The organism is Pseudomonas paracarnis (genome assembly GCF_904063055.1).
Classification (GTDB): domain Bacteria; phylum Pseudomonadota; class Gammaproteobacteria; order Pseudomonadales; family Pseudomonadaceae; genus Aquipseudomonas; species Aquipseudomonas paracarnis.
Genome location: NZ_CAJFCN010000006.1, coordinates 208,176 through 234,705, shown reverse-complemented (window position 1 = coordinate 234,705; position 26,530 = coordinate 208,176). Strand labels below are relative to the sequence as shown.

Genomic DNA, 26,530 nt, shown 5'->3' with positions numbered 1-26,530 from the left:
CCTCCCTTTGCACTTTTGCTCCTGAGTGCTCCCGCCCGACTGCCGCTTTAGCGAGGTCGGGTTTTTTTTCCGCCGAGTTTCTTCAAAAACCAAAAAGCTTTAATGTCGCGCCCATTCGAAACGAGGCGCGCATGGGCTATCTACTGGTTGTCACCCTGATTCAGGCATTTTCCTTCAGCTTGATTGGCGAATACCTCGCCGGTCACGTCGACAGCTACTTTGCGGTGCTGGTGCGCGTGGTGCTGGCCGGGCTGATCTTTATCCCGCTGACGCGCTGGCGCTCGGTGGAGCCCGCGTTCATGCGCGGCATGTTGGTGATCGGTGCATTGCAGTTCGGCGTGACCTACGTATGCTTGTACCTGAGCTTTCGCGTGCTGACGGTGCCGGAAGTGCTGCTGTTCACCATCCTCACGCCGCTGCATGTGACCCTGATCGAGGACGCGCTTAATCGTCGCTTCAATCCCTGGGCACTGGTGGCGGCCCTGGTGGCGGTGGGGGGGGCGGCGGTGATTCGTTTCGATCAGATCACCCCGCATTTCCTGATGGGGTTCTTGCTGCTGCAATTGGCCAATTTCACCTACGCCGCCGGGCAAGTCATGTACAAGCACCTGGTGGCGCGTTATCCCAGTGACCAGCCGCACTTCCGGCGTTTCGGTTATTTCTACCTGGGCGCCTTGTTGGTGGTGTTGCCGGCGTTCCTGCTGTTCGGCAAGGCTGACTTCCTGCCGCAAGCGCCGCTGCAATGGGGTGTGCTGGTGTTCCTCGGGTTGGTCAGCACCGCGCTGGGCATGTACTGGTGGAACAAGGGCGCCTGCCTGGTCAATGGCGGCACCCTGGCGGTGATGAACAACCTGCATGTGCCGGTGGGGTTGCTGCTGAACCTGCTGATCTGGAACCAGCACGAACCGCTGGGCCGTTTGGCCCTGGGCGGTCTGGTGATTCTGGGGGCGGTGTGGATCAGCCGGCTGGGTGTGCGTCGGGCGGTGCCGTCTCCATCGTGATCACCACTTTGCCTTTGGCACGGCCTTGTTCGACGTAGTCCAGGGCCGCGGCTGTGGATTCGAAAGGGAAGGTTCGGTCGATGACCGGCCGGATAATCCCCGACTCGACCAGCGTGGTGATTTCATCCAGTTGCGCGCCACTGGCGCGCATGAAGACAAAGTCATAGCTCACGCCTTGCTTGCGCGCTTTCCTGCGGATACCGCTGCTCAACACACCCATGACCAGGCCCAATAACCAGGGCAGGTTCTGGGCGCGGGCGAAGGCGGGCGTCGGTGGGCCGGAGATGGAGATGAGCTGACCGCCGGGCTTGAGAATCTTCAGTGACTTGGCCAGCGCATCTGGGCCCAGGCTGTTCAGCACCACATCGTAATCCCGCAGCACGGTCTCGAAGGCTTGCTGTTTGTAGTCGACCACCACATCTGCGCCCAACGCTTTGACCCACTCCACATTGGCGGTGCTGGTGGTGGTCGCGACAAAAGCGCCCAAATGCTTGGCCAACTGGATGGCGATACTGCCCACCCCGCCTGAGCCCGCATGAATGAACACTTTCTGGCCTTTCTTCAGCTTCGCGGTTTCCACCAGCACCTGCCACGCCGTGAGCGCGACCAGGGGCAGGGCCGCGGCTTGCTCCATGGTGATGTTGTCGGGTTTGCGCGCCAGTGCGTCTTCGTGCACGGCAATCCGCTCGGCGAAGGTGCCGATACGTTGCTGGGGCGGGCGAGCGTAGACTTCGTCCCCCGGCTTGAAGCGTCGTACCGCCGCGCCGACGCTGAGCACCACGCCGGCCAGGTCATTGCCCAGTGTCAACGGCAACGCATAGGGCAGGATCAGTTTGAATTCGCCCTTGGCGATCTTTGCATCCAGCACATTGACGCTGCTGGCCCGCACCTGAACCAGCACGTCATGCTCACCCACAACAGGCGCGGGGGCCTCGGTGAGGCGGCCGGGCTGTTTGCCGTACCGTTCGATGGAAAATGCCTTCATGGTTCAACGCTCGTTGCTTCGGTGAGAAGGGGCAGGCGCGCAGCACGCCTGCTACCGGTTGTTCAGGCGTTGGCCAGGTAACGCTCGGCAACCTGGGACTGCTTGATCTGTGCCAGCAAGCCTTGCCGCGCAGCCTGCAACGCGTCCCAACGGGCGCCGTCCTGCAACGGCGGAATGGTCACCGGCTCGCGGCGATCAAAACCCACCAACGCCGCGTCCACCAGATCGCCCACTTCCATCACGTCCGTGAGGGTGTTGATGTCAATGCCCGCCCGCTCCCAGATCTCGGTACGCGTGGCGGCGGGCAGCACGGCTTGCACGTACACGCCTTTGGGCGCCAGCTCCAGGCTCATGCCCTGAGACAGGAACAGCACGAACGCCTTGGTCGCGCCGTATACCGTCATGCCGAATTCCGGGGCCAGGCCCACTACCGAGCCAATGTTGATGATAGCGCCGTTGCCCGCTGCCGCCAGGCGCGGGGCGATGGCACTGGCCAGGCGCACCAGTGCAGTGGTGTTGAGGGCGACCAACTGCGCGACGCTGTCGGTGGACTGTTCGATAAAACCGCCAGACTGCGCGGCGCCGGCATTGTTGACCAGGGTGCCAATGTTGGCGTCCTCGCGCAGGCGCGCTTCAACTGCTGCCAGGTCAGCGGTCTGGGTCAGGTCGGCGGGGAGGATATCAATGCTGACGGCATGCTGTTCGCGCAGTCGGGCAGCGAGCGCTTCCAGGCGCGTGATGTCACGGGCGACCAGTACGAGGTCGTGGCCGCGTGCGGCAAAGCGTTCGGCGTAGGCGGCGCCAATGCCGGTCGAAGCGCCAGTGATCAGAACGGTGTTGGAAGTACTCATGGTGTGATGCTCTGTGAGTGCGAGGAGGTTTTATGATGTCGATCATAATCAAAGCTGTCAACGGTTTTGATTATGATCGACATCATAGTAATATGCCTATCTCGCACGCTGTCAGGACCACAGACATGAAGATCACCAAGGCGCAGTCACAGAGCAATCGGGCCCATATCGTCGCGACAGCTTCCGAGTTGTTTCGCGAGCGGGGTTTCGATGGGGTGGGCGTGGCCGAGTTGATGGCTGCGGCCGGTTTTACCCAAGGCGGCTTTTACAAGCACTTCGGTTCCAAGGCGGACTTGATGGCGGAAGCAGCCGCTAACAGCCTGGCGCAGTCACTGGCCGACAGCGCGGAGAGGGAGGTGGAGCAGTTTTTCGAGGTTTACCTGTCCAGGCAGCACCGCGACCATCGCGGCGGCGGATGCACATTGGCGGCGTTGTGTGCCGATGCCGCCCGTCAGTCGGACACGCTGAAGGCGACCTTTGCCGACGGTTTGGAAAATACCCTGCAGGCCCTGGAGGCAAAGTACAACGCGGCTCATGACGGGCCAAAAGAAGACGTGCGGGCGAAAATGCTCGACAGCATGGCCCATGCCATCGGCGCAATCATGTTGTCGCGGGCGTGCCCGGATGATTCCGCCCTGGCCGATGAAGTGCTTGAGGTGTGCCGCAAGGAGATTACGGCATCACTGCCGTAATCCCGCGTGCATCACCTCATGCCGTTTCGGCCACGGGTACCTGAGTGGCCCCGGCCAATGCAGGCAGCACGCCGGCCCGCAGGTCGTTGCCGCTCGGCTGTTGATACAGGCTCAGCCCGAACTCCGGCAACACTGCCAATAGATAATCGAAGATATCGCCCTGGATCCGCTCGTAATCGCCCCACGCCGTGGTGCGGGTAAAGCAGTAGATCTCCAGCGGCACGCCCTGGGCGGTGGTTTGCATCTGGCGCACCATGCAGGTCATGTTCGGCTGGATGTCCGGGTGGCTTTGCAGGTACGCCAGGGCGTAGGCGCGGAAGGTGCCGAGGTTGGTCATGCGCCGACGGTTGGCCGACAGTTGCGCGCTGTGGCCCTGGGCCTCGTTCCAGGCCTTGAGTTCGGCCTGTTTGCGGCTGATGTAGCCGCTGAGCAAGTGCACCTGGGTCATGCGCACTTCTTCCTCATCGTTCAGGAAGCGTACGCCGCTGGCGTCGATGTACAGGCTGCGCTTGATACGGCGCCCACCGGAGGCCTGCATGCCACGCCAGTTCTTGAACGACTCGGACATCAGGCGCCAGGTGGGGATGGAGACGATGGTCTTGTCGAAGTTCTGCACCTTCACCGTGTGCAGCGTGATATCCACCACATCGCCATCGGCCCCGACCTGGGGCATTTCGATCCAGTCACCGACGCGCAGCATGTCGTTGCTGGTCAATTGCACACTGGCGACGAACGACAGCAGGGTGTCCTTGTACACCAACAGAATCACCGCCGACATCGCACCCAGGCCTGAGAGCAGCAACAGTGGCGAGCGGTCGATCAGGGTGGCGACGATGATGATCGCGCCGAACACGAACAGCACCATTTTCGCCAATTGCACATAGCCCTTGATCGAGCGGGTGCGTGCGTGTTCGGTGCGTGCGTAGATATCCAGCAGCGCGTTGAGCAGGGCACTCATGGCCAAAACCATGAACAGAATGCTGATCGCCAGGGCGACGTTGCCGATGAACAGGATGGCGGTCTTGCTCAGGTCCGGCACCAGGTACAGACCGAACTGGACCACCAGCGACGGCGTCATTTGCGCCAGGCGATGGAAGACTTTGTTATGCCGCAGGTCGTTCAGCCAGTGCAGGGCCGGCTGCCGGCCGAGCAATTTGACCGCGTGCAGGATGAGGTAACGGGCGACCCGTCCCACCACCAATGCCACCACCAGCAACACCAGCAAGCCGAGGCTGGAATGCAGGACCGGGTGTTCATCTAGGGCGCCCCAAAGGTCTTGGACGTTGAGCCAGAGCTGTTTGATATCCATGCGTGAACCGATTCTTCTGTAAGACAACACGGGGCGATTAGAGCATTTAAGTGCAACAAAGTTGACGCTCTGGACAAAATCGCTGACAAAAAAGCAGCTGATTAGCCCCGTTCGCGTAAAGAAACTCGGTTTGGGCGCCCGAAACCGGTAACCTATGCAGCTGATATTTGTATTTCTTCGAGGTAGCACCCGTGTTTTCCCAATTCGCCCTGCACGAACGCCTGCTTAAAGCCGTGGCCGAGCTTAAATTTGTCGAGCCTACGCCTGTGCAAGCAGCGGCCATCCCGCTCGCGCTGCAAGGGCGTGACCTGCGGGTGACGGCGCAAACCGGCAGCGGCAAGACCGCCGCTTTCGTCCTGCCGGTACTTAACCGCCTGATCGGCCCGGCCAAGGTGCGCGTCAGCATCAAGACCCTGATCCTGCTGCCGACCCGCGAGCTGGCCCAGCAAACCCTGAAGGAAGTCGAACGCTTTTCGCAGTTCACCTTCATCAAGTCCGGCATCATCACCGGTGGCGAAGACTTCAAGGTCCAGGCCGCGATGCTGCGCAAGGTGCCGGACATCCTGATCGGCACCCCAGGGCGCATGATCGAGCAACTCAACGCTGGCAACCTTGATCTCAAGGAAGTCGAAGTGCTGGTGCTCGACGAAGCCGACCGCATGCTCGACATGGGCTTTGCCGATGATGTGCAACGTCTGGTCGGCGAGTGCGTCAACCGCCAGCAGACCATGCTGTTCTCCGCCACCACCGGTGGTTCGACCCTGCGCGACATGGTCGCCAAGGTGCTGAACAACCCTGAGCACTTGCGGGTCAACAACGTCAGCGACCTGAACGCCACCACGCGTCAGCAGATCGTTACCGCTGACCATAACGTGCATAAAGAACAGATCCTGAACTGGTTGCTGGCCAACGAGACCTACCAGAAGGCCATCGTGTTCACCAACACCCGTGCCGCCGCCGACCGTATCTACGGGCGCCTGGTTGCGCAGGAATACAAGGCGTTCGTGCTGCACGGCGAGAAAGACCAGAAGGACCGCAAGCTGGCCATCGACCGTCTCAAGGCGGGCGGCGTGAAGATCCTGGTGGCCACCGACGTTGCCGCGCGCGGCCTCGACGTGGACGGCCTGGACCTGGTGATCAACTTCGACATGCCCCGCAGCGGCGACGAATACGTGCACCGCATCGGCCGTACCGGACGGGCCGGCAACGATGGCCTGGCCATCTCGCTGATCTGCCACGGCGACTGGAACCTGATGTCGAGCATCGAACGCTACCTGAAGCAGTCGTTCGAGCGCCGCACCATCAAGGAAGTCAAAGGCACGTACACCGGGCCGAAGAAGGTCAAGGCGTCGGGCAAGGCCGTTGGCGTGAAGAAGAAAAAGACCGACGCCAAGGGCGACAAGAAAAAAACCGCCGCCAAGTCACCGACCAAGCGCAAGATCGCCAACCGGCCGAAGACCGACAACCTGTCGCTCGTCAGCAAGGACGGCATGGCCCCGCTCAAGCGCCGCAAGCCAGAAGCTCCGGCTGCCGAATAAGCAGGCGGGCCTAAAAAAACCGGACGATGTCCGGTTTTTTTTCGCCATCAGCGTCGCGCTGTGCTCAACGCTTCCCCGCAGCTTCTCTGAGCTCCTTGAGCCGCGCATCGATCAACTGGCACTTGTCGGGAAACTCGGCGCTTTCGGTATCCAGGTCCATCTTCTGTAACTGGTCATTCATCTCCTTGGCCTTGGTCGGGTTCTGCTCGGTGAGCTTGGTCACTTCCTTGGCCAGTTCCTCCCGCTTGGTCGTGGCCTCCTCGGGCGTGCAGCCCCAGGCGGGCAGGGCGCTTATCAGCGTGGCGGCGAGAGTCAGCTTCATCAAGGTTTTCATGGTCGGACTTCCTTGGCAGTGATGTGCAGTTGAGGTGGCAAACCTCTGCAAAGTTCAGAGAAATGACGCCCGTCCGTTTGGTTGAACGGCCCGTGCCGGAACGTGTCACTCCCTAAGACGGGCTAACTCCATCGGCCTGCAGGAGGAATCAGGATGACGACTTACAATTGGGATCTGATCGAACGTCTGCTGCATGAAGTGCAGAACGGCGAGGGCAGCTTTGCCCCGCGCAAATACGCCGAACAGGAAGCGGCCGAGAAGGCGACGGCCGGCGAGGACACTGGCAACCTGGACGCGCTGAAGAAGACCGCTGCCGACTACGAGGCGCTGCTGTTCAAGCGTGGCTTTATTGAGTCGCGGCCTGAGGAAGAGGGCGGCAATGGCGAGAACTTCATCCTGACGGCGCTGGGGGCGCAATTGCTGGCGCTGATCGACAGTTCGATTCCGGGCAATGATCATCCGCGTCAGGTGTTGGATGAACAAGCGGATGCGCTTGATCCGGCAACGTTCGCGGAAGTGGCCTCAAAAGCCCAGATCGCCTGATCCTCTTATGCCCCCGGCGCCCCTGAGGGTGCCGGATGAACCTGTCGAATCGGTAATCTGCCGCTAAGGTTGCTGACAGCCGGCGACTCCTAATCTGCTGCCATTCAACTCACGGACTTGAATCGGCATGCACTCCACAACCTCCAGACGCACATTCGTCAAAGGCCTGGCCGCAGGCGGCCTGTTGGGCGGGCTCGGGCTTTGGCGCCCCCCTGTGTGGGCACTGATCAGCCCCGGCCAGCCCACGGTGCTCGCCGGCAGCGAGTTTGACCTGTTTATTGACCAGACCCCGGTCAACCTGACAGGCCAACCGCGCACCGCGTTGACCGTCAACGGCAGCCTGCCCGGCCCGCTGTTACGCTGGCGGGAGGGCGACACCGTGACCCTGCGCGTGAAAAACCGCCTTGGCGAGCCCACTTCGATCCACTGGCACGGCATCCTGTTGCCATCGACCATGGACGGCGTGCCCGGCCTGAGCTTCAAGGGCATCGAACCGGGCGGCCTTTACGTTTACCAGTTCAAGGTCAAGCAGTACGGCACCTACTGGTACCACAGCCATTCCGGGCTTCAGGAGCAGCAGGGCGTGTACGGTCCGCTGGTTATCGATCCCAAGGAACCCGAGCCTTATAGCTACCAGCGCGATTACGTGGTGATGCTGTCGGACTGGACCGACGAAGACCCCGTCGCCCTGATGAAAACCCTCAAGAAGCAGTCCGATTACTACAACCTGCACAAACCCACCCTGGGCGATTTTATCCGGGATGTGGGCAAGCAGGGCTGGTCGGCCACGGCTGCCGACCGGCTGATGTGGGCGCAAATGAAGATGAACCCCACCGACCTTGCGGACGTCAGCGGCGAGACCTACACCTACTTGCTCAACGGCCAGCCGCCTGGACAGAACTGGACCGGAGTGTTCAAGGCGGGGGAAACGATTCGCCTGCGTTTTATCAATGGCTCGGCGATGACCTATTTTGATGTGCGCATTCCAGGGTTGAAAATGACCGTCATCGCCGCGGATGGTCAGCCGGTAAAGCCGGTAAGTGTCGACGAGTTCCGTATCGCCGTGGCGGAAACCTACGACGTGCTGGTCGAGCCTGTGGCAGAGGCTTACACCCTGTTTGCTCAGTCCATGGACCGCACAGGCTATGCCCGTGGCACCCTCGCCCGGCAGATGGGAGCGACCGCCTCAGTTCCACTGCTTGATCCGCGCCCGTGGCTGACCATGGAGGACATGGGCATGGGCGGCATGGACCACGGTGCCATGGCCGATATGCCGGGCATGGAAGGCATGGATCACAGTGCCATGGGCGCGATGGCCATGCAGAAACACCCCGCCAGCGAGCAGAACAACGCGCTGGTAGACATGCAGGCGATGAACCCGGTGCCCAAGCTGGACGACCCTGGAATCGGCCTGCGCCACAATGGCCGCCGGGTGCTCACCTATGCCGACCTGCGCAGTACCTTCGAAGACCCCGATGGCCGCGACCCCTCCCGCACCGTCGAATTGCATCTCACCGGGCATATGGAAAAGTTCGCCTGGTCGTTCAATGGCGTGAAGTTTTCCGATGCCGAGCCCTTGCAACTGACTTATGGCGAGCGCGTGCGGGTGGTGCTGGTCAACGACACCATGATGGCCCACCCGATTCACCTGCATGGCTTATGGAGCGACCTGGAGGACGAAAACGGCCAGTTCCTGGTGCGCAAACACACCATCGACATGCCACCGGGCTCCCGTCGCAGTTACCGCGTCACCGCCGATGCCTTGGGGCGCTGGGCCTATCACTGCCACCTGCTGTACCACATGGAAATGGGCATGTTCCGCGAGGTGCGCGTGCATGAATAAGGAAGCGAGCATGAACCGTTGCGTCTCGTCCCTTTGCATCGCTTTCGCCACGCTGGGGTTCGCCCCATGGGCGTTGGCGGCCGAGGATGAACTTCAGGGCATGAGCCCGGCGACGCCAGCGCTGGCGCAAAGCCGTACGCCGATTCCGGCGCTGACCGACGCAGACCGTGCAGCGGTCTACAACGCGCCGGGAGGGCATCAGGTGCACGACAGCGGCGTCAACTCGATGCTACTGGTCAACCAGTTGGAATGGCAGGGTGGCGACGGCAACGCGCAGACTTGGGACATCAAGGGTTGGGTCGGCGGTGACATCGACCGGTTGTGGCTACGCAGTGAAGGCGAACGCAGCGCCGGCCGCACTGAAAGCGCCGAAGCCCAAGCGTTATGGGGGCACGCAATCAGCCCGTGGTGGGATGTGGTCGGCGGCGTGCGCCAGGACTTCAAGCCCGGTGCCAGCCAGAGCTGGGCGGCCTTTGGCCTACAAGGCATGGCGCTCTACAACTTCGAGGCCGAAGCCACGTTGTTTGTCGGCGAATCGGGGCATACCGCCGCACGCCTTGAGGGTGACTACGACATTCTGCTCACCAATCGCCTGATCCTGCAGCCGACCGCCGAACTCAACTTCTATGCGCAGAACGATCCGCAACGCGGCGTTGGTTCGGGCTTGGCGGAAAGTGAACTGGGCCTGCGCTTGCGCTACGAAGTTCGCCGCGAGTTTGCGCCTTATGTCGGTCTCAGCTGGAACCGCACTTATGGCCAGACCGCGCAATACGCACGGGACGAAGACGAAGACATCAATCAACTGCGCTGGGTCGTCGGCGTGCGCTTGTGGTTCTGACGGGTTTCCCTTTTTATTATTCGCCGCCTGGCGCGGCCTGGAGTCTTGCATGTCTATGTTGAAAACCACGCTGCTGGGTGCTGCGCTGTGGGTAGGTTTAAGTCTTAGCCTGCCCGCTTCGGCCCACCCCAAGCTGCTGTCATCCATTCCGGCGGCAGGCGCACAGGGCGCCGCTCCCGCAGTGATTGAATTGCATTTCTCAGAAAACCTGCTGACCCAGTTTTCCGGGGCCAAGTTGATCATGACCGACATGCCGGGCATGCCCAATTCGCCGATGCCGGTGAAGGCCAGCGTGTCGGCGAGCAGCGACCCCAAGGTGATGTTGATCAAGCCGGTCTCCGCACTTACCACCGGCAGCTATCGGGTGGATTGGCGTGCCGTGTCGTCCGATACACATCCGATCACCGGTAATGTGGTGTTCAGCGTGCAGCCATGAGTGAGCTGATCTCCATCGCATTGCGCTTCGCGCTCTATCTCGACCTGATGATGCTATTTGGATTGGGACTGTTCGGCGTTTATGGTCTGCACGCTGAGCAACGTAGATGGCTCAATCTAAGGGCATGGATGGGATTGACGGGCGGCTTGGGGCTGGCGTTTTCGGTGGCGTCGCTATTGGTCATGACCCAATCCATGAGCGGCGCCACTGATTGGCAGGCGCTATGGCCGCATGTGCAGATGATGCTGTGGCAGACCGACTTGGGGCTGACGTGGTGGGTGCGTATCGCGGCGCTGGTCCTGGCGGCACTGAGCACTCATCTGGCGCTGGCCACGCTGTCGGCTGGCGTGGCGTTGGCCACCCTGGTGTGGACAGGGCACGGCGTAATGCACGAAGGCGTGCAAGGTGTGTGGCATATCGTCAGCGACAGTGCACACCTGTTGGCAGCGGCGGGTTGGGTGGGGGCGTTGGCGGCATTCGGTTTGTTGTTGATGCCTGCGCCGTTGCCACAGGATGATCGAGTGCAGGTTCTGGCCAGCGCATTGGCAGGCTTTGAGCGCATTGGCGCGGGATTTGTCTTGGTGCTGATCTGCACTGGCGTTGCCAATTATCTGTTTGTTGTCGGGCCGAATCTGGGGGGCATCAACGGCGGAGTCTACGCGGTGCTGCTATGCCTGAAGCTGGGGTTGTTCGGCGTGATGCTGGCCTTGGCGGCGCTCAATCGCTTTCACCTGACGCCGCTTCTGCAACAATCTATCGCGGCGGGCGATTATAACGTGGCGATCCGTGCGTTACGGCGCAGCATGGCCCTGGAGTTTGGCGCTGTGGTGCTCATCCTTGGCCTGGTGGCCTGGCTGGGCACCTTGGCGCCTGACTAAGACTGTGCGCTTTTCAGGCATTTAAGCGCCTGGAAGTCGCTGCGGACCTTGTCGATTTTTTGGGTGAGTTTCAGGCGCTGCGCTGGGGAGCTTTGGGCCATCACGTCCACGAGCAAGCCGCGCGCGGCGGCTTCGGTCTGTGCGTAGGCGGCGCGGTATTGCGGGGTCCACAGGCTTTCGCGATCCACCAGCAGTTGCTGGATTTTCTGCGGGAAATCGGCATTGTGGCGTTGTTGCAGCGCCTCGATAAATTGCGCCTGCCAATGGGCGCGGTTGCCGATCCACGCTTGGTTTTGCGCGCCCAACTCGGCCGACCAGGCCGTGACGCGGTTTTGCTGGCCTGGGCTCAACGGGCCGATCCAGGCGTCCAGGCGCTTGCTCATACGCTCGGCGCGTTCCTTGATTTGTTGAGCCAGTGGTGGCTTGAGGTATTCGTCCTGGCGCTTGCGCAGGTCCTTGGCCAGAGCATCGCTCATGTCTTTGACCTGCTGATCGTCCAGGCCTTGCAGCAATTGCACAGCTGAGGGCGTGATTTCCCGAGCAATCTCGGCAATTGCCTGTTTGGCTTCGACAGTACGGGTTTGCAATGCGGCGTCGGTGACCTGGTTACTGTCGACCATCTGCTGCAGGCGGTCGAGCCAGTCCAGGTAGCCAGGCAATTGCGTGGTGCAGTGCCAGGCCAGGTGTTCCTTGAGGGTGTCGTTGAACCAGCTCTTTTGCCCGGCATTCATGTCCAGGTAGTCGTTGAGGGTCCAGGGGATGATCACGTCGAGGTTACGGTAGGCCAGGCCCACGCGATTGCAGCCGGCGAGCACCAGGCTCAGAGTCAGCAGTACCATCAGGAATTTGAGCCGGCGCAACATGGGCAGGTCCTTGCATGGAGGGCGTTAATGCATGTGAACCTGCGCGGGGTGCGACAGTTCAGCCCATCAATAAAACGACCGCGCGGCCTTCAAGGTCAACAGCCCATCACATTGCGAGTTGTGTCCGGAGTAGGCCGAGCAGTCACTGCCGCTGAGGCTGGAGCCGCTGTAGATCAGGTCCAGGTCAATGCCTTTCCAGGCCCGGGAAAACTGCACCGACCAATCGCTGAAACTGCTGATGGCGCCGTTCTCTACCGAGACCGGTGTGCCCAGTTGATGGGTGGTGTACTTCATGCTGACGCCGATGCCGAAAGGCTGGGTGCCGCCCAGGTCGGCAAACAGGGTACTGTCCTGGCGGTCGGGGTCGTTGCTGAAGGACACGCCAAAGCGGTTGCCCAACAGGTTCAGCCCGCCGTAGAACTCCTGGCTGTCGAGGGGGCTGACCTTGGGGTAGCTGTAGTGGATCAAGCCGACTTCGTAGCCCAGGGTCTGGTCGAACGGACGCTTGAAGCCCATGTAGGAGTCGACTTCAAGGTTATTGGCCGACGACAGGCCCATGTTTGGGGAAAACTGGCCGAAATACAGGCCGCTGTCGTGGGTAAGGTCCAGGCCACCGTGGAACGAGTCGCTGCCAGGGGCGGTCGGCTTGACCAGGCCCTGGGCCATGGTGCGGCTGGGGGTGGTGCCTAATTTCAGGTCGAAGTCACCCAGTTCACGCTGGAAGATATGCGCTTGGGCCAAAGGGCTGGCGACCAGGAGGCTGACCACGAAAATACAGCGTTTAAGCATGCTTCACTCCATGAAAAGCGAGGAGCAGTAACGGAAAGATTCAGGCGGATGCCCGTGCTAGACGTGTGCAAGGATACCGGCGAATGCCTGGCGTTGAGGCCCGTTCGTCGATTAGCTGCGTATTGAAGGTGTGAGGAGGGGGTTGCAACTCTAGTCCTAGCGCCTTGAAGGCAAGACGCTTAGGGACCAGATACAGTGCGAGGGTATGACTATTACTTCTTGCCCAGGCTGATCTGCTTGGACGGGCCGAAAGTCTGGCCGCTCACGCCCTTGGCAATTTGCTGGATTTCGCCGCCGGACTTGAGGAACGCAGCAATCTGGCTATTGATCGATTCGCTGGTTTCAACGGCGGGAGCTGGCTTTGCTTTGCTGTTGGATGCTTTTACACGCATGGCGGCCACTAACCTGTAGAAAATTAACTTGGCCAGGCATCGTACAGGAAATACTTGACAATTGCTTGGCAAATATCCCTCAGGATTAATACGCAGCGCTGGAAATAGCCGAAGTTCAACGCCGAAATAAAGCGCTAACTTACTGTTTTAGCTGGAAACCACAGGCCGGGTGGCCCGCTGGTGGCCTGCTCAAAGTGAACCGAACGATCAGACGAGTGGGGCGCTGCCATTGGAACGCCATGCCAGCCCGCGATTTTTCAGGCGCGCGCGCGTGCAGGGCCCAACTCGGGTAGAATGCCGCCCACGCAATGAGGGTATTGGAAATGGCTTTAGTCGGGCGCTACAACAGCTTGCAAGTGGTCAAGCACACTAACTTTGGTTTGTACCTCGATGGTGCGCAAGATGGGGAAATCCTCTTGCCTAATCGGTATATCCCTAAAGATATTCCCAGTGAAGATGAAGACTGGCTCAACGTTTTCATTTATCTGGACAGCGATGACAAACTTATCGCCACCACCGAAAAACCCAAAGTTCAAGTCGGTGAATTCGCCAGTTTGAAAGTTGTGGAAGTCAACAGCATTGGCGTATTCCTTGATTGGGGTTTGCCCAAGGATCTGCTGCTGCCGTATTCGGAAGAAAAACGCCAGCTGACCGCAGGTGAGTATTGCGTGGTGCACGTCTACCTCGACAAGCACACCAAGCGCATCACCGCCACCGCTCGCCTTGACCGTTACCTGGACAAGACGCCAGCCAACTACCAGGTGGGCCAGGAAGTTGACCTGCTGGTGGCCGAAGCCACCGACATGGGCTTCAAGGCGATCATCAACAACAAGCACTGGGGCCTGATCCACAAGAACGAAGTGTTCAAGTTCCTGCGTCCGGGCAAGGAAGAGAAGGGTTTCATCAAAGAGATCCGCGCCGATGGCAACATCAGCCTGAGCCTGCAACCGGTGGGCCAGGAAGCGGCCTCCAGCCTGAACTCGAAGATCCTCGCCAAGTTGCGTGACAACAACGGCACCCTGCCGGTCAGCGACAAAAGCGACCCGGCGGTGATCAGTAACTTGTTCGGCGTGAGCAAGGGCAACTTCAAGAAGGCCATTGGTGCGCTCTACAAGCAAGGGCAGATCGTGATTCATGCGGACCGCATTGAACTAAGCTGAGTACAGGCTGCTCTCCTGTAGGAGCGAGCTTGCTCGCGAAAATATTCCAGGCGCAGTGTGGCGTCGGATGTACGTTTTTCGCGAGCAAGCTCGCTCCTACAGGGTTGTGTCATGTCGAAAAGAACGGTTTTTGCCTACCTCGGCACCTTGCTCGCCTTCCTGGTCCTCGACGGCCTCTGGCTTGGCGTGCTCATGGGCTCCACCTATAAATCCCTGCTCGGCACGCTGATGCTTGATCAGCCACGCCTGTTGCCTGCGATATTGTTCTATCTCCTGTATGTCCTCGGTTGCGTGGTGTTGGTGATCTTGCCCAGCGCCAGTTGGCAGCGCGCTGCGCGTTTGGGCGCCTTGCTTGGCTTGGTGGCCTATGGCACCTATGACCTGAGCAACTGGGCCACGCTTCAAGGCTGGTCCGCCGGGTTGGCGCTGATGGACATGGCGTGGGGCACGTGCCTAACCGCCATTTGCTGCACCGCTGGCCACTTGTGTGCAAATCGGCTGCGGCGGTAGAGGGCGGTTGATCAGTACTGAACCGGCTAATAACAACCCGGTACCGGCAGCGACCAACGCCGGTTGCAGGCCGCCACTGAGGTGGCTGCTGACCGACGCCAATAGTGGCCCGCTCAATTGGCCGACGGCGAAGCTGGCGGTCAGCAGCCCCGTGCTGCGTTGGTAGCCATGGGGTGCGACCTCCCTTAATCGCGCCATCACCAACTGCATGCAGGCCAAAAATGGCGCACCGCACAGCAACACGCCCAGCGCCAAGCCCCAGCCATTGCCCAGCAGGCAGGCAAATACCCCGGCCGCTTGCAGCCATAAAGTCGCCATCAGCCAGCGACGGGTGGTGTTCGGGTGCTTGCGGCGCAGGCTGGCCACCCCCACTCCCAGCGCGGCCGCCAGGCCAAAGCAGGGCCAGAACAGATCGGCCTGCCAGGCCCCGTTGAATTGAGCGCTGGCCATCTGCGACAGAAAAGTCGCCGGGATGATGTAGCCCAGGCCGTACAGGAAATAAATCCAGCACAGGTGCGCGATGCTGCCGTTGCTCCCCGCGCTGGAGACCTGGGTAACAGTGACGGCCGGCTTGGGTAAAAACGGCAGGATCGCCAGCAGCATCACCAGCGCTACCGTCCCGTAGAGCAACCACAGCGTGGCAGAGCTTTGCCCTAATAGGTTGGAAACCAACGCCAGCAGCCCCGTCAGCACAATCCCCAACCCCGGCCCGGCAAACACCAACGCACCCAGGCGCGGGCGGCCTGCGGCAGTCGCCAGTGGCTGGCTCAGGCTGGTAATCATCACCAGGGCCCAGGCACTGGCGACCCCGGTGCCAAAGCGCAGCAACAAGTGCGGCCAGAACCCGTTAGCCCAGTAGGACGCCAGGGTCAGCAATACGCACAGCCACAACCCGCCGTAGAGGCGCCCGCGCACATGCTGATGGCTACGGGCAAAGATCGAGTCCACCGCGCCGACGAAATAACCCAGGTAATTGGCGGCAGCGAGCAGGCCGGCGCCGGTCAGGTCGATCTGGCCTTCACTGAGCAAATGCGGCATTTGCGGAGTCAGGGCGAAGCGGCCAATGCCCATGGCCATCATCAGGGCGACGGAGCTGGCGAGTAAACGAATCAGCGGGGACATGTTCAGGTTTCCTGCAAAGAAGCGAATGCCTTGCAGGCTAAGACGGATTGACTTTCTGTAAAATTGAATAATAGTGAGTAACTTGTTCAGTTTTGGAGAAAGTAATGGAGTTCAGTCAATTGCGCATTTTCCAGGCTGTGGCGGAAGAGGGCTCCATTACCCGTGCCGCCGAGCGCCTGCACCGCGTGCCGTCCAACCTGTCGACCCGGCTTAAACAAATGGAAGAGCAATTGGGTGTCGACCTGTTCGTGCGCGAGCGCCAGCGTTTGCAGCTTTCTCCGGCGGGCAAGGTACTGCTGGACTACAGCACTCGCCTGCTGGCGCTGCATGATGAAGCACACGGCGCCGTACAAGGCGGGCAACCGGCCGGTGATTTCGTATTGGGCAGCATGTACAGCACCGCCGCAGTTCATTTGCCGAAGCTGCTGGCGCGCTATCACAAGACTTACCCCATGGTGAACCTTCAGGTGCAGTCGGCACCCAGTGGGGAGTTGCTGGAAGGGCTGATTACCGGGCGCCTGGACGCAGCCTTCGTCGACGGCCCGCTGACCATCACCACCCTGGATGGCGTACCGCTGTGCGAAGAGCGCCTGGTGCTGATTTGCGAGGCCGATCATCCGCCGGTGCGTGGCCCCCAGGATGTGGCGGGCCGTGCGGTGTTCACGTTCCGGCGCAGTTGCGCCTACCGCACGCGCCTGGAAACCTGGTTTTCCCATGAGCGAGTGGCGATGGGGCGGGCGATCGAGATCGAGTCCTACCAAGGCATGCTCGCTTGCGTGATCGCAGGTTCCGGCGTGGCGTTGATGTCTGAATCCATGCTCGCAAGCCTTCCCGGCAAGGACAGCGTATCCGTTCATCCGCTGACTGGGCCTTTTGCCACTGCGACCACCTGGCTGATGTGGCGAAAGGGTATGCTCGGCGCTAACCTCAATGCATGGATCGACCTGCAGCAAGACGGCAACCCACTGTGCGTGCAAGACACTCGCGCGATTGCTTGAACGATCCGTCAGGATTCGGATCAATTCAGTAATAGTTCGTTGTGGTTTCCTTCAAGCATTACCTAGGACTTAGGGCTACTATCACTGTAGGAAACGGCGACAGAACTCACGCCGGCCAGCACTACCCTCAAAGGGGGCAATCATGAAAGAGAAAATCCAAAACTGGCTCCACGACCTTGGCGTTGCGTTGGGCTTGATCGAGCCTCCGCTGCAACCGGTGCCGATTCGCACGGATGACGAGCAACGTCGGCCCCGTCGCCGCTAAAAAATGTGGGAGCGGGCTTGCTCGCGAAAGCGGTGTATCAGCCAACGGAAAGGTTGAATGACACACCGCTTTCGCGAGCAAGCCCGCTCCCACAGTTGTATTGCACTAGGCGAAAAAAACGGGCGCGACCTCCGACGTCGCGCCCGCTGAAGAAAATATCCTCGTCCCTGTTATAGCTCAAACCACCGCAGCCGCCACCTTGGCCGGCCGACGCGACAGCAAACTCACCAGTACAAAGCTCACCAGCGCCACTGCCAGGCTGTAGTAGATCGGCGTGTTTGCATCCAGCCCATCCTTGAACATAAACACCAGCGCGGTCACAAAGCCCAGGCTCATGGACGTGATTGCGCCCGAGGTGGTCGCGCGCTTCCAGAAGATCGCGCCGATCAAGGGTACCAACATACCGCCCACCAACAGGTTATAGGCCAGGGTCAGGGCGCTGATCACATCGTTCACCACCAATGCGATACCCAGCACGGCAATGCCGGTCAACAGGGTGAACAGCCGGTTGATGCGCAGGCTCGACGCCTTGCCGCCGCGCAGGCGGGGCAGCAGGTCTTCGGTCAACACAGTGGAGGCGGCGAGCAGGCCGGCGCTGGCGGTGGACATCATGGCGGCCAGCGCGGCGGCGATGACCAGGCCGCGAATGCCGTCCGGCAGCGAAGCTTTGACGATCGCGGCGAAGGCATTGTTGACGTTGTCCAGGTCCGGGATCAGCACATGGGCAGCCATGCCGATCAGCGCACAGGCCAGGCCGTACAGGATGCAATAGAAGCCGGCGAAAGTGCCTGCGTACTGGGCGACCTTTTCGTCACGGGCGGTGAAGACCCGTTGCCAGATATCCTGGCCGATCAGGATGCCAAAGAAGTAGATCATGAAGTAGGTGATGATCGTGTCCCAGCCGATAGCGGTGAAGCTGAAGTTCGACGCCGGCAGTTTGGCCACCAGTTCATCCCAGCCACCGACGCGGTACAGGCAGATCGGCAACAGGATGAACATCAGGCCGACGGTCTTGATCACGAATTGCACAATATCAGTGAGGGTCAGCGACCACATGCCACCGATGGTCGAATACACCACCACCACGCCGCCGCCCACCAGTACCGACATCCAGAACGGCAGGTCAAACAGCACTTGCAGCACGGTGCCAATGGCCAGGATCGAGGTCACGCCGATCATCAGCGCGTAGGCCAGCATGATCACCGCGCTGGCCTGGCGGGCCATGGGGTTGTAGCGTTTTTCCAGGACCTGGGTGACGGTGAAGATTTTCAGCTTCAACAGCGGCTTAGCCAGGAACAGGTTCAGGGCAATGATGCCCGCGCCGAGCGCGGCGCACAGCCAGAAACCCGAAATACCATGCACATACCCCAGGCGCACGGTGCCGACGGTGGAGGCACCGCCCAGCACCGTAGCGGCCATGGTGCCCATGTACAGTGACGGGCCGAGGTTACGGCCGGCGACCAGGTAGTCTTCGTGGGTTTTGGCGCGACGCATGCCGTAGTAGCCGAGCACCAGCATGCCGGCGGCGTAGATGAGTACGACGAATAAATCCAAAGCCATGACGGCGGTTCTCCGATTATATTTTTTATGGGCGATCAGGCGGCAGCTGGCTCGGTAAACACGCGAGCGAAAGTCAGGTACATCGTTGTCGGGGATCTGTGCGATCCCCTTGGTTGTGAGTGTGAAGACGCGGTTTTTATTGTTCTCAGCGCATTCGCCTTATCAGCGATGCGCGACGCCAGGCAGTACGCAGAGCATCTCGTACAGCAAGTTGGCGCCCAGCAACGAGGTATTGCCGGTGGTGTCGTAAGGCGGCGAAACTTCTACCAGGTCGCAACCAATCAGATCGAGGCCCTGGCAGCCACGGATGATTTCGATGGCCTGGATGGTGGTCAGCCCGCCGATTTCAGGGGTGCCGGTGCCGGGCGCCCAGGCGGGGTCGATGCCGTCGATGTCAAAGCTCAGATACACCGGGCCGCCGCCGACTTTTTCCCGCACTTCGGCCATCAGCGGCGCGAGGGAGTGATGCCAGCATTCTTCGGCCTGGACCACACGGAAGCCTTGCTTGCGGCTCCAGTTGAAGTCTTCGGCGGTATACCCCTGGGCGCGCAGGCCGATCTGCACCACGCGGTCGCAATCGAGCAAGCCCTCTTCCACGGCGCGGCGGAAGGTGGTGCCGTGGGCAATTTTCTCGCCGAACATATGGTCGTTGACGTCGGCGTGGGCGTCGATGTGCACCAGCCCGACCTTGCCATGTTTTTTGTGGATCGCCCGCAGGATCGGCAGGGTGATGGTGTGGTCGCCACCCAGGGTCAGGGGGATGACGTTGTGCTCGAGGATCTCGTCGTAGGCTTCTTCGATGATGCGCACCGCGTCGAGCAGGTTAAAGGTATTGATCGCCACGTCGCCGATATCGGCCACCGACAATGAGTCGAAGGGGGCAGCGCCGGTGGCCATGTTATAGGGGCGGATCATCACCGACTCGGCACGGATTTCCCGTGGGCCGAAGCGCGTACCGGCGCGCAGCGAGGTGCCGATATCCAGAGGCACGCCGACGAAGGCGGCGTCCAGGCCCTTGGCGGTTTGCAGGTGGGGAAGACGCATCATGGTGGCGATGCCGGCGAAGCGCGGCATTTCGTTGCCGCCCAGTGGTTGGTGGAAAATCTTGTCCACGGGATTGCCTCATCGTTGTTTTGTTTATTGATGGCCGATTCTGCGAAAAGCCTGGCTTAGGAAGAATCGGCAGCGGCAAATACTTAGTTCAGATTTTTCTAAACTAAAGCCTGGGGTAAACTCCATTCAAATGTGGGAGCAGGCAAGCCAGCGCCCACAATTTAGTGTGCCCCCCCTGGAGCCCCCATGGCCAACGCCTTGCCCGACCTGAAACTCCTGCGCATCTTCGTCAGCGTCGTGCGCCACCAAGGGTTTGCCAACGCCCAGCACGAGCTCAACCTGTCGACGTCGGCCATCAGCACCTACATGAGCCAACTCGAGTCAGCCTTGGGCCTGGTGCTGTGCCATCGTGGCCGTGGCGGCTTCAGCCTGACCAGCAAGGGCGAGCTGTTTCATCAGGAAACCCTGCGCCTGTTGGGCGAACTCGAAGGTTTCGAGCAATACGCCGCTGCGTTGAAAGGCGAATTGCGCGGCACCCTCAAGCTCGGGGTGCTCGACTCCACCGTCAGCGACAAGGCCTTGCCGTTCGCCGAAGTGATTGGCGCCTACAGCCTGGAGCACCCGGCAGTGCATTTACACCTGTCGGTGATGAGCCCCTACGAATTGCAACTGGGGGTCCAGGACAATCGCCTGGACCTGGCCATCGGTGCGTTCTCCAACCGCATGAGCGGGCTGGTCTACATGCCGCTGTACCGCGAACAGCACTGGTTGTATTGCAGCAACCGGCACCCATTGTTCAACGAGCGGCGCATCCCGGAACAAGTGATCACCCAGCAACGCATGGTCGGGCGAGGTTACTGGAGCCAGGCCGAGCTGGCGCGCCACGGCTTCAAGCACAGCGCTGCCACGGTGGAAAGTATGGAGGCGCAACTGATTCTGGTGCTGTCGGGCGCTTATATTGGCTACCTGCCCGAACACTACGCCCAGGCCTGGGCTGACAAGGGCGACCTGCGCGTTTTGCTGCCGGCCACCTTCGGCTACCAGGCGCCGTTTTCGCTGATCATGCGCCGTGGCCGCAGCCGCGAGCCCCTGATCCAGACCTTCCGCGATTTGCTCAAGACCCAGCTCAACCAGGCCTGAACACACCATGTCCCGACCCCATTGCCCGCGCTGCCTGCGCCCGACCACGCACTGCCTGTGTGCGCTGATCCCCCACCTCGACAGCCGCACCCGCGTGTTGGTGTTGCAGCACCCGAGCGAGGTCGGCCATGCGCTCAATACTGCGCGGCTGGCGGCGTTGGGCCTGAACAACGCGCAGTTGGTGGTGGGGGAGGTGTTTGATGACCTGGCGACGCTATTGAACCCGCCTGGCTATCGGGCACGCCTGTTGTTTCCGGCGGATGAAGCCGAGCCGCTGCACGCCTACGCACCTGACGATCAGCCACTGTTGTTGGTGGTTCCCGATGGCACCTGGCGCAAGGCGCGCAAACTGCTGCACCTCAACCCCTTGCTGGCGGCGTTGCCCCGGGTGACATTGGCCGAAGGCGGCGTTTCCCGCTATCGCTTGCGCAAGGCGCCGGGGCCTGGCGCCTTGTCGACGGTCGAAGCAATCACGCAAGCGTTGCAGGTATTGGAAGCGCCGACGTCGTTTGAGCCACTGCTCAAACCCTTTGAAGCGCTGATCGAAGGGCAGATTGCTGCGATGGGCGATGAAGTATTCCAGCGCAACCATGGCGACCCGACATAAACCCGGCTTATGCCTTTAAGCCATAAGCACCACACTTTGCGTGATATGGCCCGCCGGCCTTTCCCGGTATGATGTGCGCCCCGCAGTCTGGATTGCGAATACGCCATGACCTTGCAGTACCCAACAATCGCCGATTGTGTCGGCAACACGCCCCTGGTCCGCTTGCAACGCATGGCGGGTGAAACCAGCAATACCCTGTTGCTCAAACTCGAGGGCAACAACCCGGCCGGCTCCGTCAAAGACCGCCCGGCACTGTCGATGATCGCCCGCGCCGAGTTGCGTGGGCAGATCAAACCCGGCGACACCCTGATCGAAGCCACCTCCGGTAACACCGGGATCGCCCTGGCCATGGCCGCAGCGATCAAGGGTTACAAGATGGTGCTGATCATGCCCGACAACGGCAGTGCCGAGCGCAAGGCGGCGATGACCGCCTATGGTGCCCAACTGATCCTGGTGACTCAGGAAGAAGGCATGGAAGGCGCCCGCGATCTTGCCGAGCGCATGGCCGCCGAAGGCCGTGGCGTGGTGCTCGATCAGTTCGCCAACGGCGACAACCCCGAGGCGCACTACACCAGCACCGGCCCGGAGATCTGGCGCCAGACCCAGGGCACCATCACCCACTTCGTCAGCTCCATGGGCACCACCGGTACCATCATGGGCAACTCGCGCTACCTCAAGGAGCAGAACCCAGCGATTCAGATCGTCGGCCTGCAACCGATGGAAGGCGCGGCCATCCCGGGTATTCGTCGTTGGCCCGAAGAATATTTGCCGAAGATCTACAACGCCACGCGGGTAGACCGCATCATCGACATGGCCCAGCGCGAAGCCGAAGACACCACGCGCCGCCTGGCCCGTGAAGAAGGCATCTTCTGCGGCGTGTCCTCCGGTGGCGCCGTGGCCGGTATGTTGCGCTTGTCCAAAGAAGTGGAAAACGCGGTGATCGTCGCGATCATCTGTGACCGAGGCGACCGTTACCTGTCGACCGGCATTTTCGACGAACCCAACTGATGGCCAAGCACGAGAGAGGCTTGCGCTTCCAGCCAACGGGCGGCAGCCGGGCCCCGCAGATCCCGGTGGGCAAGAAACAACGCCTGACCATCGAGCGCCTGGCCAATGATGGCCGAGGCATCGTGTTCTTTGAAGGCCGCACCTGGTTTGTGACTGGTGCGTTGGCCGGCGAAGAGGTGGAAGCACGGGTGTTGGGCGCCCATGGCAAAGTGGTCGAGGCGCGCACCGAGCGGGTGTTCCAGGCGAGTGAGCTGCGGCGCCCTGCGCCCTGCGCTCATGTTGGCCGCTGTGGCGGCTGCAGCGTGCAGCATCTGCCTCATGACCAGCAACTTGCCCTGAAACAGCGCATGCTCGCCGAGCAACTGTCGCGGGTGGCAGGTGTCGAACCGCAAGAGTGGGCCGCGCCGTTGAGCGGGCCGGAGTTCGGTTATCGGCGCCGCGCCCGCGTAGCCGTGCGTTGGGACGCCAAGGCGAAGCAACTCGAAGTGGGTTTTCGCGCTGTGGCCAGCCAAGACATCGTCGCTATCGATGATTGCCCGGTGCTGGTACAGGCCTTGCAACCGATCATGCAGCGTTTGCCAGCGATGCTGCGTCGCTTGAGCAAACCGCAGGCGTTGGGGCATGTCGAGTTGTTCAGCGGTTCGTCCATCGCCGTGTTGCTGCGGCATATGGCGCCGTTGTCCGAGGCTGACCTGCAGATCCTCAAGGAATTCTGCACCTTCCATGACGCCCAATTGTGGCTGCACGGGGAAGGGCAGCCGGAGCCCGTCGAGCCGGGTCAGGCCCTGGGCTTCCGTTTGGAGGCGTGGGATCTGGAGCTGGCGTACCGTCCGGGCGACTTTGTGCAGGTCAACGCCGGGGTCAACCAGGCGATGGTCGCCCAAGCCCTGCAATGGCTGGCGCCACAAGCCGACGAACGGGTACTGGACCTGTTTTGCGGCCTGGGCAATTTCGCCCTGCCACTGGCTCGCCACGTACGCGAAGTGGTGGCGGTGGAGGGCGTACAGGCCATGGTGGACCGTGCGGCCCTCAATGCCGTCAGCAACCATTTGCATAACGCACAGTTTTTTCAGGCCGATTTGTCCCAGCCTTTGACCGACGCAGAATGGGCCAAACAGGGCTTTTCTGCGGTACTCTTGGACCCACCCCGCGATGGTGCCCTGGAGGTTGTGCGCAAACTCGCCGCCTTGGGGGCCAAGCGCCTGGTGTATGTGTCCTGCAACCCAGCCACGCTGGCGCGGGACACGGTTGAGTTGGTCAAGCAAGGCTACCGGCTAAAGCGTGCCGGGATCCTCGACATGTTTCCGCAGACCGCGCATGTCGAGGCCATGGCGTTATTTGAAGCGGGCTAGGATGCCCGTTTAATCCGACTGGCCTGCGTTCTCCAGGGCCTGAACACTGCCACGGAGCTCGCAGTAAAGTCGGCGATGATTTTGGCGCATCGAAGGTGCGTCGTAGGGAAGGTAAGCAAGATGGTACAGGTGAGAGCACACCAGCCGATCAACACCGACGGCAGTATCAATCTCGAGGCATGGCTGGATCATGCCGTCAGTGTCGACCCGGCACTGGACCGTGAAGCCTTGAAAGCAGCCTGCGAGTTCGCTCGTGAGTCTGAACAGCAAGACAATGCGGCCAAGAACCTGTGGGCCGAAGGCACTTCAAGTTTTCGCACTGGCCTGGAAATCGCCGAGATCCTGGCCGATCTCAAGCTGGACCAGGATTCGCTGATCGCCGCCGTGCTCTATCGCGGCGTACGCGAAGGGCATATTCCGTTGGCCACCGTTGGCCAGCGTTTCGGTTCGGTGGTGGCCAAGCTGATCGACGGCGTGCTGCGCATGGCGGCCATTAGCGCCAGCCTCAGCCCGCGGCAGTCGATGGTGCTGGGCACCCAGGGCCAGGTAGAGAACCTGCGCAAAATGCTGGTAGCGATGGTCGACGACGTACGCGTCGCCCTGATCAAGCTGGCCGAGCGTACCTGCGCGATCCGTGCGGTGAAGACCGCCGATGACGAAAAGCGCAACCGTGTGGCCCGCGAAGTCTTCGACATCTACGCGCCGCTGGCCCATCGCCTGGGCATCGGCCATATCAAGTGGGAGCTGGAGGATTTGTCCTTCCGCTACCTGGAACCTGACCAGTACAAACAGATCGCCACGCTGCTGCATGAGCGGCGCCTGGACCGCGAGCGCTTTATCAGCGACGTGATGGGCCAGTTGCGTTCGGAGCTGCAGGCCACCGGCGTGGACGCGGACATCAGCGGCCGCGCCAAGCACATCTATTCCATCTGGCGCAAAATGCAGCGCAAGGGCCTGGCCTTCAGCCAGATCTACGACGTGCGTGCGGTGCGCGTGCTGGTGCCGGAAATGCGCGACTGCTACACCGCGCTGGGTATCGTCCACACCCTGTGGCGCCACATCCCCAAGGAATTTGACGACTATATCGCCAACCCCAAGGAAAACGGCTACCGCTCGCTGCACACCGCCGTGATCGGCCCTGAAGGCAAGGTGCTGGAAGTGCAGATCCGCACCCACGCCATGCACGAAGAGGCCGAGCTGGGGGTGTGCGCGCACTGGCGCTACAAGGGCACCGACGTCAAGGCCGGGTCCAACCAGTACGAAGAGAAGATCTCCTGGCTGCGCCAAGTGCTGGAATGGCACGAAGAACTCGGCGACATCGGCGGCCTAGCCGAGCAACTGCGGGTGGATATCGAGCCGGACCGGGTCTATATCTTCACGCCTGACGGCCACGCCATCGACTTGCCCAAGGGCGCCACGCCGCTGGACTTTGCCTACCGCGTGCACACCGAAATCGGGCATAACTGCCGCGGCGCCAAGATCAACGGGCGCATCGTGCCGCTCAACTACAGCCTGCAAACCGGTGAACAGGTCGAGATCATCACCAGCAAGCACGGTACGCCGAGCCGCGACTGGCTGAACCCGAACCTGGGTTACATCACCACTTCGCGGGCGCGGGCGAAGATCGTCCACTGGTTCAAGCTACAGGCGCGTGACCAGAACGTCGCCGCCGGCAAGACCTTGCTTGAACGCGAACTGGCGCGCCTGGGCCTGCCTCAGGTGGACTTCGACAAGCTGGCCGAAAAGGCCAACATGAAGATCGCCGAAGACATGTTTGCCGCCCTCGGCGCGGGCGACCTGCGCCTGGCGCAACTGGTCAACCTGGCCCAGCAACTGGTCGAGCCTGAGCGCGGCAACGAACAGCTGGAGCTGATCCCGCGCAAAGCCACTGGCTACAAGCCGGGCAAGCGTGGCGATATCCAGATCCAGGGCGTGGGCAACCTGATGACGCAAATGGCCGGCTGCTGCCAGCCGTTGCCGGGCGACGCCATTGTCGGCTACATCACCCAGGGCCGTGGCGTAAGCATTCACCGCCAGGACTGCGCCTCGGTGCTGCAGCTGGGCGGGCGCGAACCGGAGCGGATCATCCAGGTCAGCTGGGGGCCGGTGCCGGTGCTCACGTATCCGGTGGACATTATCATCCGTGCCTACGACCGTTCCGGCTTGCTGCGTGACGTCTCGCAAGTGCTGCTCAACGAGCGGATCAACGTGCTGGCGGTCAACACCCGTTCGAACAAGGAAGACAACACTGCGTTGATGTCCCTGACCATCGAGATTCCGGGGTTGGACGCACTGGGACGGTTGCTGGGGCGGATTTCCCAGTTGCCGAACATCATCGAAACCCGGCGCAACCGCACCCCATGAATAGCTGGATGGGCGCGAACTGAATTGTGTTAGCTGCTTCATGTGGGAGCTGGCTTGCCTGCGATAGCATCACCTCGGTTTAACTGAAGCACCGAGTCG

27 protein-coding genes are annotated in these 26,530 nt (G+C 61.1%); 17 read left to right on the top strand and 10 right to left on the bottom strand.

Going from position 1 to position 26,530, the window contains the following annotated elements; genetic code table 11:
• The first annotated feature begins 131 nt into the window (after nt 1-131).
• Complete coding sequence (locus JMV15_RS15225; RefSeq protein ID WP_034136149.1) at nt 132-1,001, top strand: carboxylate/amino acid/amine transporter; 870 nt, start codon at nt 132-134, stop codon at nt 999-1,001.
• Here JMV15_RS15225 and JMV15_RS15220 read toward each other — a convergent pair.
• Together JMV15_RS15220 and JMV15_RS15215 are read right to left on the bottom strand one after the other, a co-directional pair.
• On the bottom strand, nt 958-1,986 hold the full coding sequence (locus JMV15_RS15220) for an NADP-dependent oxidoreductase (RefSeq protein WP_038451097.1): 1,029 nt from the start codon (nt 1,984-1,986) through the stop codon (nt 958-960). The genes JMV15_RS15225 and JMV15_RS15220 overlap by 44 nt on opposite strands.
• 62 nt (nt 1,987-2,048) lie before the next feature.
• Entirely contained in the window at nt 2,049-2,837 is a 789-nt protein-coding gene (locus JMV15_RS15215) for an SDR family NAD(P)-dependent oxidoreductase (RefSeq protein WP_014719421.1), read from the bottom strand.
• Between the two features lie 125 nt (nt 2,838-2,962).
• On the opposite strand from JMV15_RS15215, the gene JMV15_RS15210 reads away from it, so the two are divergent.
• Nucleotides 2,963-3,529, top strand: coding sequence for a TetR/AcrR family transcriptional regulator (locus tag JMV15_RS15210; RefSeq protein ID WP_038451095.1), 567 nt, complete (start codon nt 2,963-2,965; stop codon nt 3,527-3,529).
• A gap of 16 nt (nt 3,530-3,545) precedes the next feature.
• On the opposite strand, the gene JMV15_RS15205 is transcribed toward JMV15_RS15210, so the two are convergent.
• Complete coding sequence (locus tag JMV15_RS15205; protein ID WP_014719419.1) at nt 3,546-4,838, bottom strand: mechanosensitive ion channel family protein; 1,293 nt, start codon at nt 4,836-4,838, stop codon at nt 3,546-3,548.
• A gap of 191 nt (nt 4,839-5,029) precedes the next feature.
• Here JMV15_RS15205 and JMV15_RS15200 point away from each other — a divergent pair, with 191 nt between their 5' ends.
• On the top strand, nt 5,030-6,376 hold the full coding sequence (locus JMV15_RS15200) for a DEAD/DEAH box helicase (RefSeq protein WP_201491710.1): 1,347 nt from the start codon (nt 5,030-5,032) through the stop codon (nt 6,374-6,376).
• A 64-nt stretch (nt 6,377-6,440) separates the two neighbouring features.
• Here the strand turns inward: JMV15_RS15200 and JMV15_RS15195 are convergent, their stop codons facing one another.
• Nucleotides 6,441-6,710, bottom strand: coding sequence for a hypothetical protein (locus tag JMV15_RS15195; protein ID WP_014719417.1), 270 nt, complete (start codon nt 6,708-6,710; stop codon nt 6,441-6,443).
• A 153-nt stretch (nt 6,711-6,863) separates the two neighbouring features.
• Between JMV15_RS15195 and JMV15_RS15190 the strand changes: the two genes are divergently transcribed.
• The 5 genes from JMV15_RS15190 to copD all read left to right on the top strand — a co-directional run bounded on the left by JMV15_RS15190 (nt 6,864) and on the right by copD (nt 11,248).
• Nucleotides 6,864-7,253: a hypothetical protein gene (locus JMV15_RS15190; RefSeq protein WP_014719416.1), complete on the top strand. Its 390-nt coding sequence runs from the start codon at nt 6,864-6,866 to the stop codon at nt 7,251-7,253.
• 127 nt (nt 7,254-7,380) lie between these two features.
• The gene (locus JMV15_RS15185; protein ID WP_038451094.1) at nt 7,381-9,096 is read left to right on the top strand and encodes a copper resistance system multicopper oxidase; all 1,716 of its coding nucleotides are present in this window, start codon (nt 7,381-7,383) and stop codon (nt 9,094-9,096) included.
• Nucleotides 9,097-9,106: 10 nt separating this feature from the next.
• Nucleotides 9,107-9,934: a copper resistance protein B gene (locus tag JMV15_RS15180; protein WP_014719414.1), complete on the top strand. Its 828-nt coding sequence runs from the start codon at nt 9,107-9,109 to the stop codon at nt 9,932-9,934.
• A gap of 49 nt (nt 9,935-9,983) precedes the next feature.
• Nucleotides 9,984-10,370 carry a copper homeostasis periplasmic binding protein CopC gene (gene copC, locus JMV15_RS15175; protein WP_003193103.1) on the top strand — a complete coding sequence of 129 codons (387 nt, stop codon included), beginning with the start codon at nt 9,984-9,986 and terminating at the stop codon, nt 10,368-10,370.
• Nucleotides 10,367-11,248, top strand: coding sequence for a copper homeostasis membrane protein CopD (gene copD / locus JMV15_RS15170; RefSeq protein WP_038451092.1), 882 nt, complete (start codon nt 10,367-10,369; stop codon nt 11,246-11,248). The genes copC and copD overlap by 4 nt, the downstream gene beginning before the upstream one ends.
• On the opposite strand, the gene JMV15_RS15165 is transcribed toward copD, so the two are convergent.
• The 3 genes from JMV15_RS15165 to JMV15_RS15155 all read right to left on the bottom strand — a co-directional run bounded on the left by JMV15_RS15165 (nt 11,245) and on the right by JMV15_RS15155 (nt 13,292).
• The gene (locus JMV15_RS15165) at nt 11,245-12,111 is read right to left on the bottom strand and encodes a DUF6279 family lipoprotein (RefSeq protein ID WP_038451090.1); all 867 of its coding nucleotides are present in this window, start codon (nt 12,109-12,111) and stop codon (nt 11,245-11,247) included. The two genes, copD and JMV15_RS15165, sit on opposite strands and share 4 nt — an antisense overlap.
• 66 nt (nt 12,112-12,177) lie before the next feature.
• Nucleotides 12,178-12,900 carry a TorF family putative porin gene (locus tag JMV15_RS15160; RefSeq protein ID WP_019820453.1) on the bottom strand — a complete coding sequence of 241 codons (723 nt, stop codon included), beginning with the start codon at nt 12,898-12,900 and terminating at the stop codon, nt 12,178-12,180.
• A gap of 212 nt (nt 12,901-13,112) precedes the next feature.
• On the bottom strand, nt 13,113-13,292 hold the full coding sequence (locus JMV15_RS15155; RefSeq protein ID WP_003193095.1) for a hypothetical protein: 180 nt from the start codon (nt 13,290-13,292) through the stop codon (nt 13,113-13,115).
• 323 nt (nt 13,293-13,615) lie between these two features.
• Between JMV15_RS15155 and JMV15_RS15150 the strand changes: the two genes are divergently transcribed.
• Nucleotides 13,616-14,452, top strand: coding sequence for a CvfB family protein (locus JMV15_RS15150; RefSeq protein WP_019820451.1), 837 nt, complete (start codon nt 13,616-13,618; stop codon nt 14,450-14,452).
• 111 nt (nt 14,453-14,563) lie between these two features.
• Entirely contained in the window at nt 14,564-14,962 is a 399-nt protein-coding gene (locus JMV15_RS15145; RefSeq protein ID WP_058410744.1) for a DUF2177 family protein, read from the top strand.
• Here JMV15_RS15145 and JMV15_RS15140 read toward each other — a convergent pair.
• Nucleotides 14,906-16,084, bottom strand: coding sequence for an MFS transporter (locus JMV15_RS15140; RefSeq protein WP_014719410.1), 1,179 nt, complete (start codon nt 16,082-16,084; stop codon nt 14,906-14,908). The genes JMV15_RS15145 and JMV15_RS15140 overlap by 57 nt on opposite strands.
• Nucleotides 16,085-16,188: 104 nt before the next feature.
• On the opposite strand from JMV15_RS15140, the gene ptrR reads away from it, so the two are divergent.
• Together ptrR and JMV15_RS28610 are read left to right on the top strand one after the other, a co-directional pair.
• On the top strand, nt 16,189-17,082 hold the full coding sequence (gene ptrR / locus JMV15_RS15135) for a putrescine utilization regulator PtrR (protein ID WP_032903115.1): 894 nt from the start codon (nt 16,189-16,191) through the stop codon (nt 17,080-17,082).
• 142 nt (nt 17,083-17,224) lie between these two features.
• Nucleotides 17,225-17,347: a PA1414 family protein gene (locus tag JMV15_RS28610; RefSeq protein ID WP_003193089.1), complete on the top strand. Its 123-nt coding sequence runs from the start codon at nt 17,225-17,227 to the stop codon at nt 17,345-17,347.
• A 177-nt stretch (nt 17,348-17,524) separates the two neighbouring features.
• On the opposite strand, the gene JMV15_RS15130 is transcribed toward JMV15_RS28610, so the two are convergent.
• Nucleotides 17,525-18,907 carry a sodium:solute symporter gene (locus JMV15_RS15130; protein WP_014719408.1) on the bottom strand — a complete coding sequence of 461 codons (1,383 nt, stop codon included), beginning with the start codon at nt 18,905-18,907 and terminating at the stop codon, nt 17,525-17,527.
• A 162-nt stretch (nt 18,908-19,069) separates the two neighbouring features.
• Nucleotides 19,070-20,020 carry an agmatinase gene (gene speB, locus JMV15_RS15125; protein WP_014719407.1) on the bottom strand — a complete coding sequence of 317 codons (951 nt, stop codon included), beginning with the start codon at nt 20,018-20,020 and terminating at the stop codon, nt 19,070-19,072.
• 186 nt (nt 20,021-20,206) lie between these two features.
• Between speB and JMV15_RS15120 the strand changes: the two genes are divergently transcribed.
• The 5 genes from JMV15_RS15120 to relA all read left to right on the top strand — a co-directional run bounded on the left by JMV15_RS15120 (nt 20,207) and on the right by relA (nt 26,431).
• Nucleotides 20,207-21,100, top strand: a complete 894-nt coding sequence (locus tag JMV15_RS15120) for a LysR family transcriptional regulator (RefSeq protein WP_014719406.1) — start codon at nt 20,207-20,209, stop codon at nt 21,098-21,100.
• A gap of 7 nt (nt 21,101-21,107) precedes the next feature.
• Complete coding sequence (locus tag JMV15_RS15115; protein ID WP_014719405.1) at nt 21,108-21,707, top strand: tRNA-uridine aminocarboxypropyltransferase; 600 nt, start codon at nt 21,108-21,110, stop codon at nt 21,705-21,707.
• Nucleotides 21,708-21,812: 105 nt separating this feature from the next.
• Nucleotides 21,813-22,715 (top strand): cysteine synthase CysM, encoded by a 903-nt coding sequence (cysM, locus tag JMV15_RS15110; protein WP_003193080.1) that lies wholly within the window; start codon nt 21,813-21,815, stop codon nt 22,713-22,715.
• Complete coding sequence (rlmD, locus tag JMV15_RS15105; RefSeq protein ID WP_038451087.1) at nt 22,715-24,067, top strand: 23S rRNA (uracil(1939)-C(5))-methyltransferase RlmD; 1,353 nt, start codon at nt 22,715-22,717, stop codon at nt 24,065-24,067. Before cysM ends, rlmD begins: the two co-directional genes overlap by 1 nt.
• Nucleotides 24,068-24,187: 120 nt before the next feature.
• A complete protein-coding gene (relA, locus tag JMV15_RS15100) occupies nt 24,188-26,431 on the top strand; it encodes a GTP diphosphokinase (protein WP_005790193.1) in 2,244 nt (747 codons plus the stop codon).
• Nucleotides 26,432-26,530 lie beyond the last annotated feature (99 nt).

Bases quoted from the DNA above. Each gene is read 5' to 3' on its own strand.
- JMV15_RS15160 (WP_019820453.1), bottom strand. From the start codon at position 12,900: ATGCTTAAACGCTGTATTTTCGTGGTCAGCCTCCTGGTCGCCAGCCCT.
- JMV15_RS28610 (WP_003193089.1), top strand. From the start codon at position 17,225: ATGAAAGAGAAAATCCAAAACTGGCTCCACGACCTTGGCGTTGCGTTG.
- JMV15_RS15120 (WP_014719406.1), top strand. From the start codon at position 20,207: ATGGCCAACGCCTTGCCCGACCTGAAACTCCTGCGCATCTTCGTCAGC.
- JMV15_RS15140 (WP_014719410.1), bottom strand. From the start codon at position 16,084: ATGTCCCCGCTGATTCGTTTACTCGCCAGCTCCGTCGCCCTGATGATG.
- JMV15_RS15195 (WP_014719417.1), bottom strand. From the start codon at position 6,710: ATGAAAACCTTGATGAAGCTGACTCTCGCCGCCACGCTGATAAGCGCC.
- JMV15_RS15150 (WP_019820451.1), top strand. From the start codon at position 13,616: ATGGCTTTAGTCGGGCGCTACAACAGCTTGCAAGTGGTCAAGCACACT.
- JMV15_RS15205 (WP_014719419.1), bottom strand. From the start codon at position 4,838: ATGGATATCAAACAGCTCTGGCTCAACGTCCAAGACCTTTGGGGCGCC.
- JMV15_RS15215 (WP_014719421.1), bottom strand. From the start codon at position 2,837: ATGAGTACTTCCAACACCGTTCTGATCACTGGCGCTTCGACCGGCATT.
- relA (WP_005790193.1), top strand. From the start codon at position 24,188: ATGGTACAGGTGAGAGCACACCAGCCGATCAACACCGACGGCAGTATC.
- copC (WP_003193103.1), top strand. From the start codon at position 9,984: ATGTCTATGTTGAAAACCACGCTGCTGGGTGCTGCGCTGTGGGTAGGT.
- JMV15_RS15130 (WP_014719408.1), bottom strand. From the start codon at position 18,907: ATGGCTTTGGATTTATTCGTCGTACTCATCTACGCCGCCGGCATGCTG.
- JMV15_RS15115 (WP_014719405.1), top strand. From the start codon at position 21,108: ATGTCCCGACCCCATTGCCCGCGCTGCCTGCGCCCGACCACGCACTGC.
- JMV15_RS15225 (WP_034136149.1), top strand. From the start codon at position 132: ATGGGCTATCTACTGGTTGTCACCCTGATTCAGGCATTTTCCTTCAGC.
- JMV15_RS15220 (WP_038451097.1), bottom strand. From the start codon at position 1,986: ATGAAGGCATTTTCCATCGAACGGTACGGCAAACAGCCCGGCCGCCTC.
- JMV15_RS15155 (WP_003193095.1), bottom strand. From the start codon at position 13,292: ATGCGTGTAAAAGCATCCAACAGCAAAGCAAAGCCAGCTCCCGCCGTT.
- ptrR (WP_032903115.1), top strand. From the start codon at position 16,189: ATGGAGTTCAGTCAATTGCGCATTTTCCAGGCTGTGGCGGAAGAGGGC.
- JMV15_RS15145 (WP_058410744.1), top strand. From the start codon at position 14,564: ATGTCGAAAAGAACGGTTTTTGCCTACCTCGGCACCTTGCTCGCCTTC.
- JMV15_RS15180 (WP_014719414.1), top strand. From the start codon at position 9,107: ATGAACCGTTGCGTCTCGTCCCTTTGCATCGCTTTCGCCACGCTGGGG.
- JMV15_RS15210 (WP_038451095.1), top strand. From the start codon at position 2,963: ATGAAGATCACCAAGGCGCAGTCACAGAGCAATCGGGCCCATATCGTC.
- JMV15_RS15165 (WP_038451090.1), bottom strand. From the start codon at position 12,111: ATGTTGCGCCGGCTCAAATTCCTGATGGTACTGCTGACTCTGAGCCTG.
- copD (WP_038451092.1), top strand. From the start codon at position 10,367: ATGAGTGAGCTGATCTCCATCGCATTGCGCTTCGCGCTCTATCTCGAC.
- JMV15_RS15185 (WP_038451094.1), top strand. From the start codon at position 7,381: ATGCACTCCACAACCTCCAGACGCACATTCGTCAAAGGCCTGGCCGCA.
- JMV15_RS15190 (WP_014719416.1), top strand. From the start codon at position 6,864: ATGACGACTTACAATTGGGATCTGATCGAACGTCTGCTGCATGAAGTG.
- rlmD (WP_038451087.1), top strand. From the start codon at position 22,715: ATGGCCAAGCACGAGAGAGGCTTGCGCTTCCAGCCAACGGGCGGCAGC.
- cysM (WP_003193080.1), top strand. From the start codon at position 21,813: ATGACCTTGCAGTACCCAACAATCGCCGATTGTGTCGGCAACACGCCC.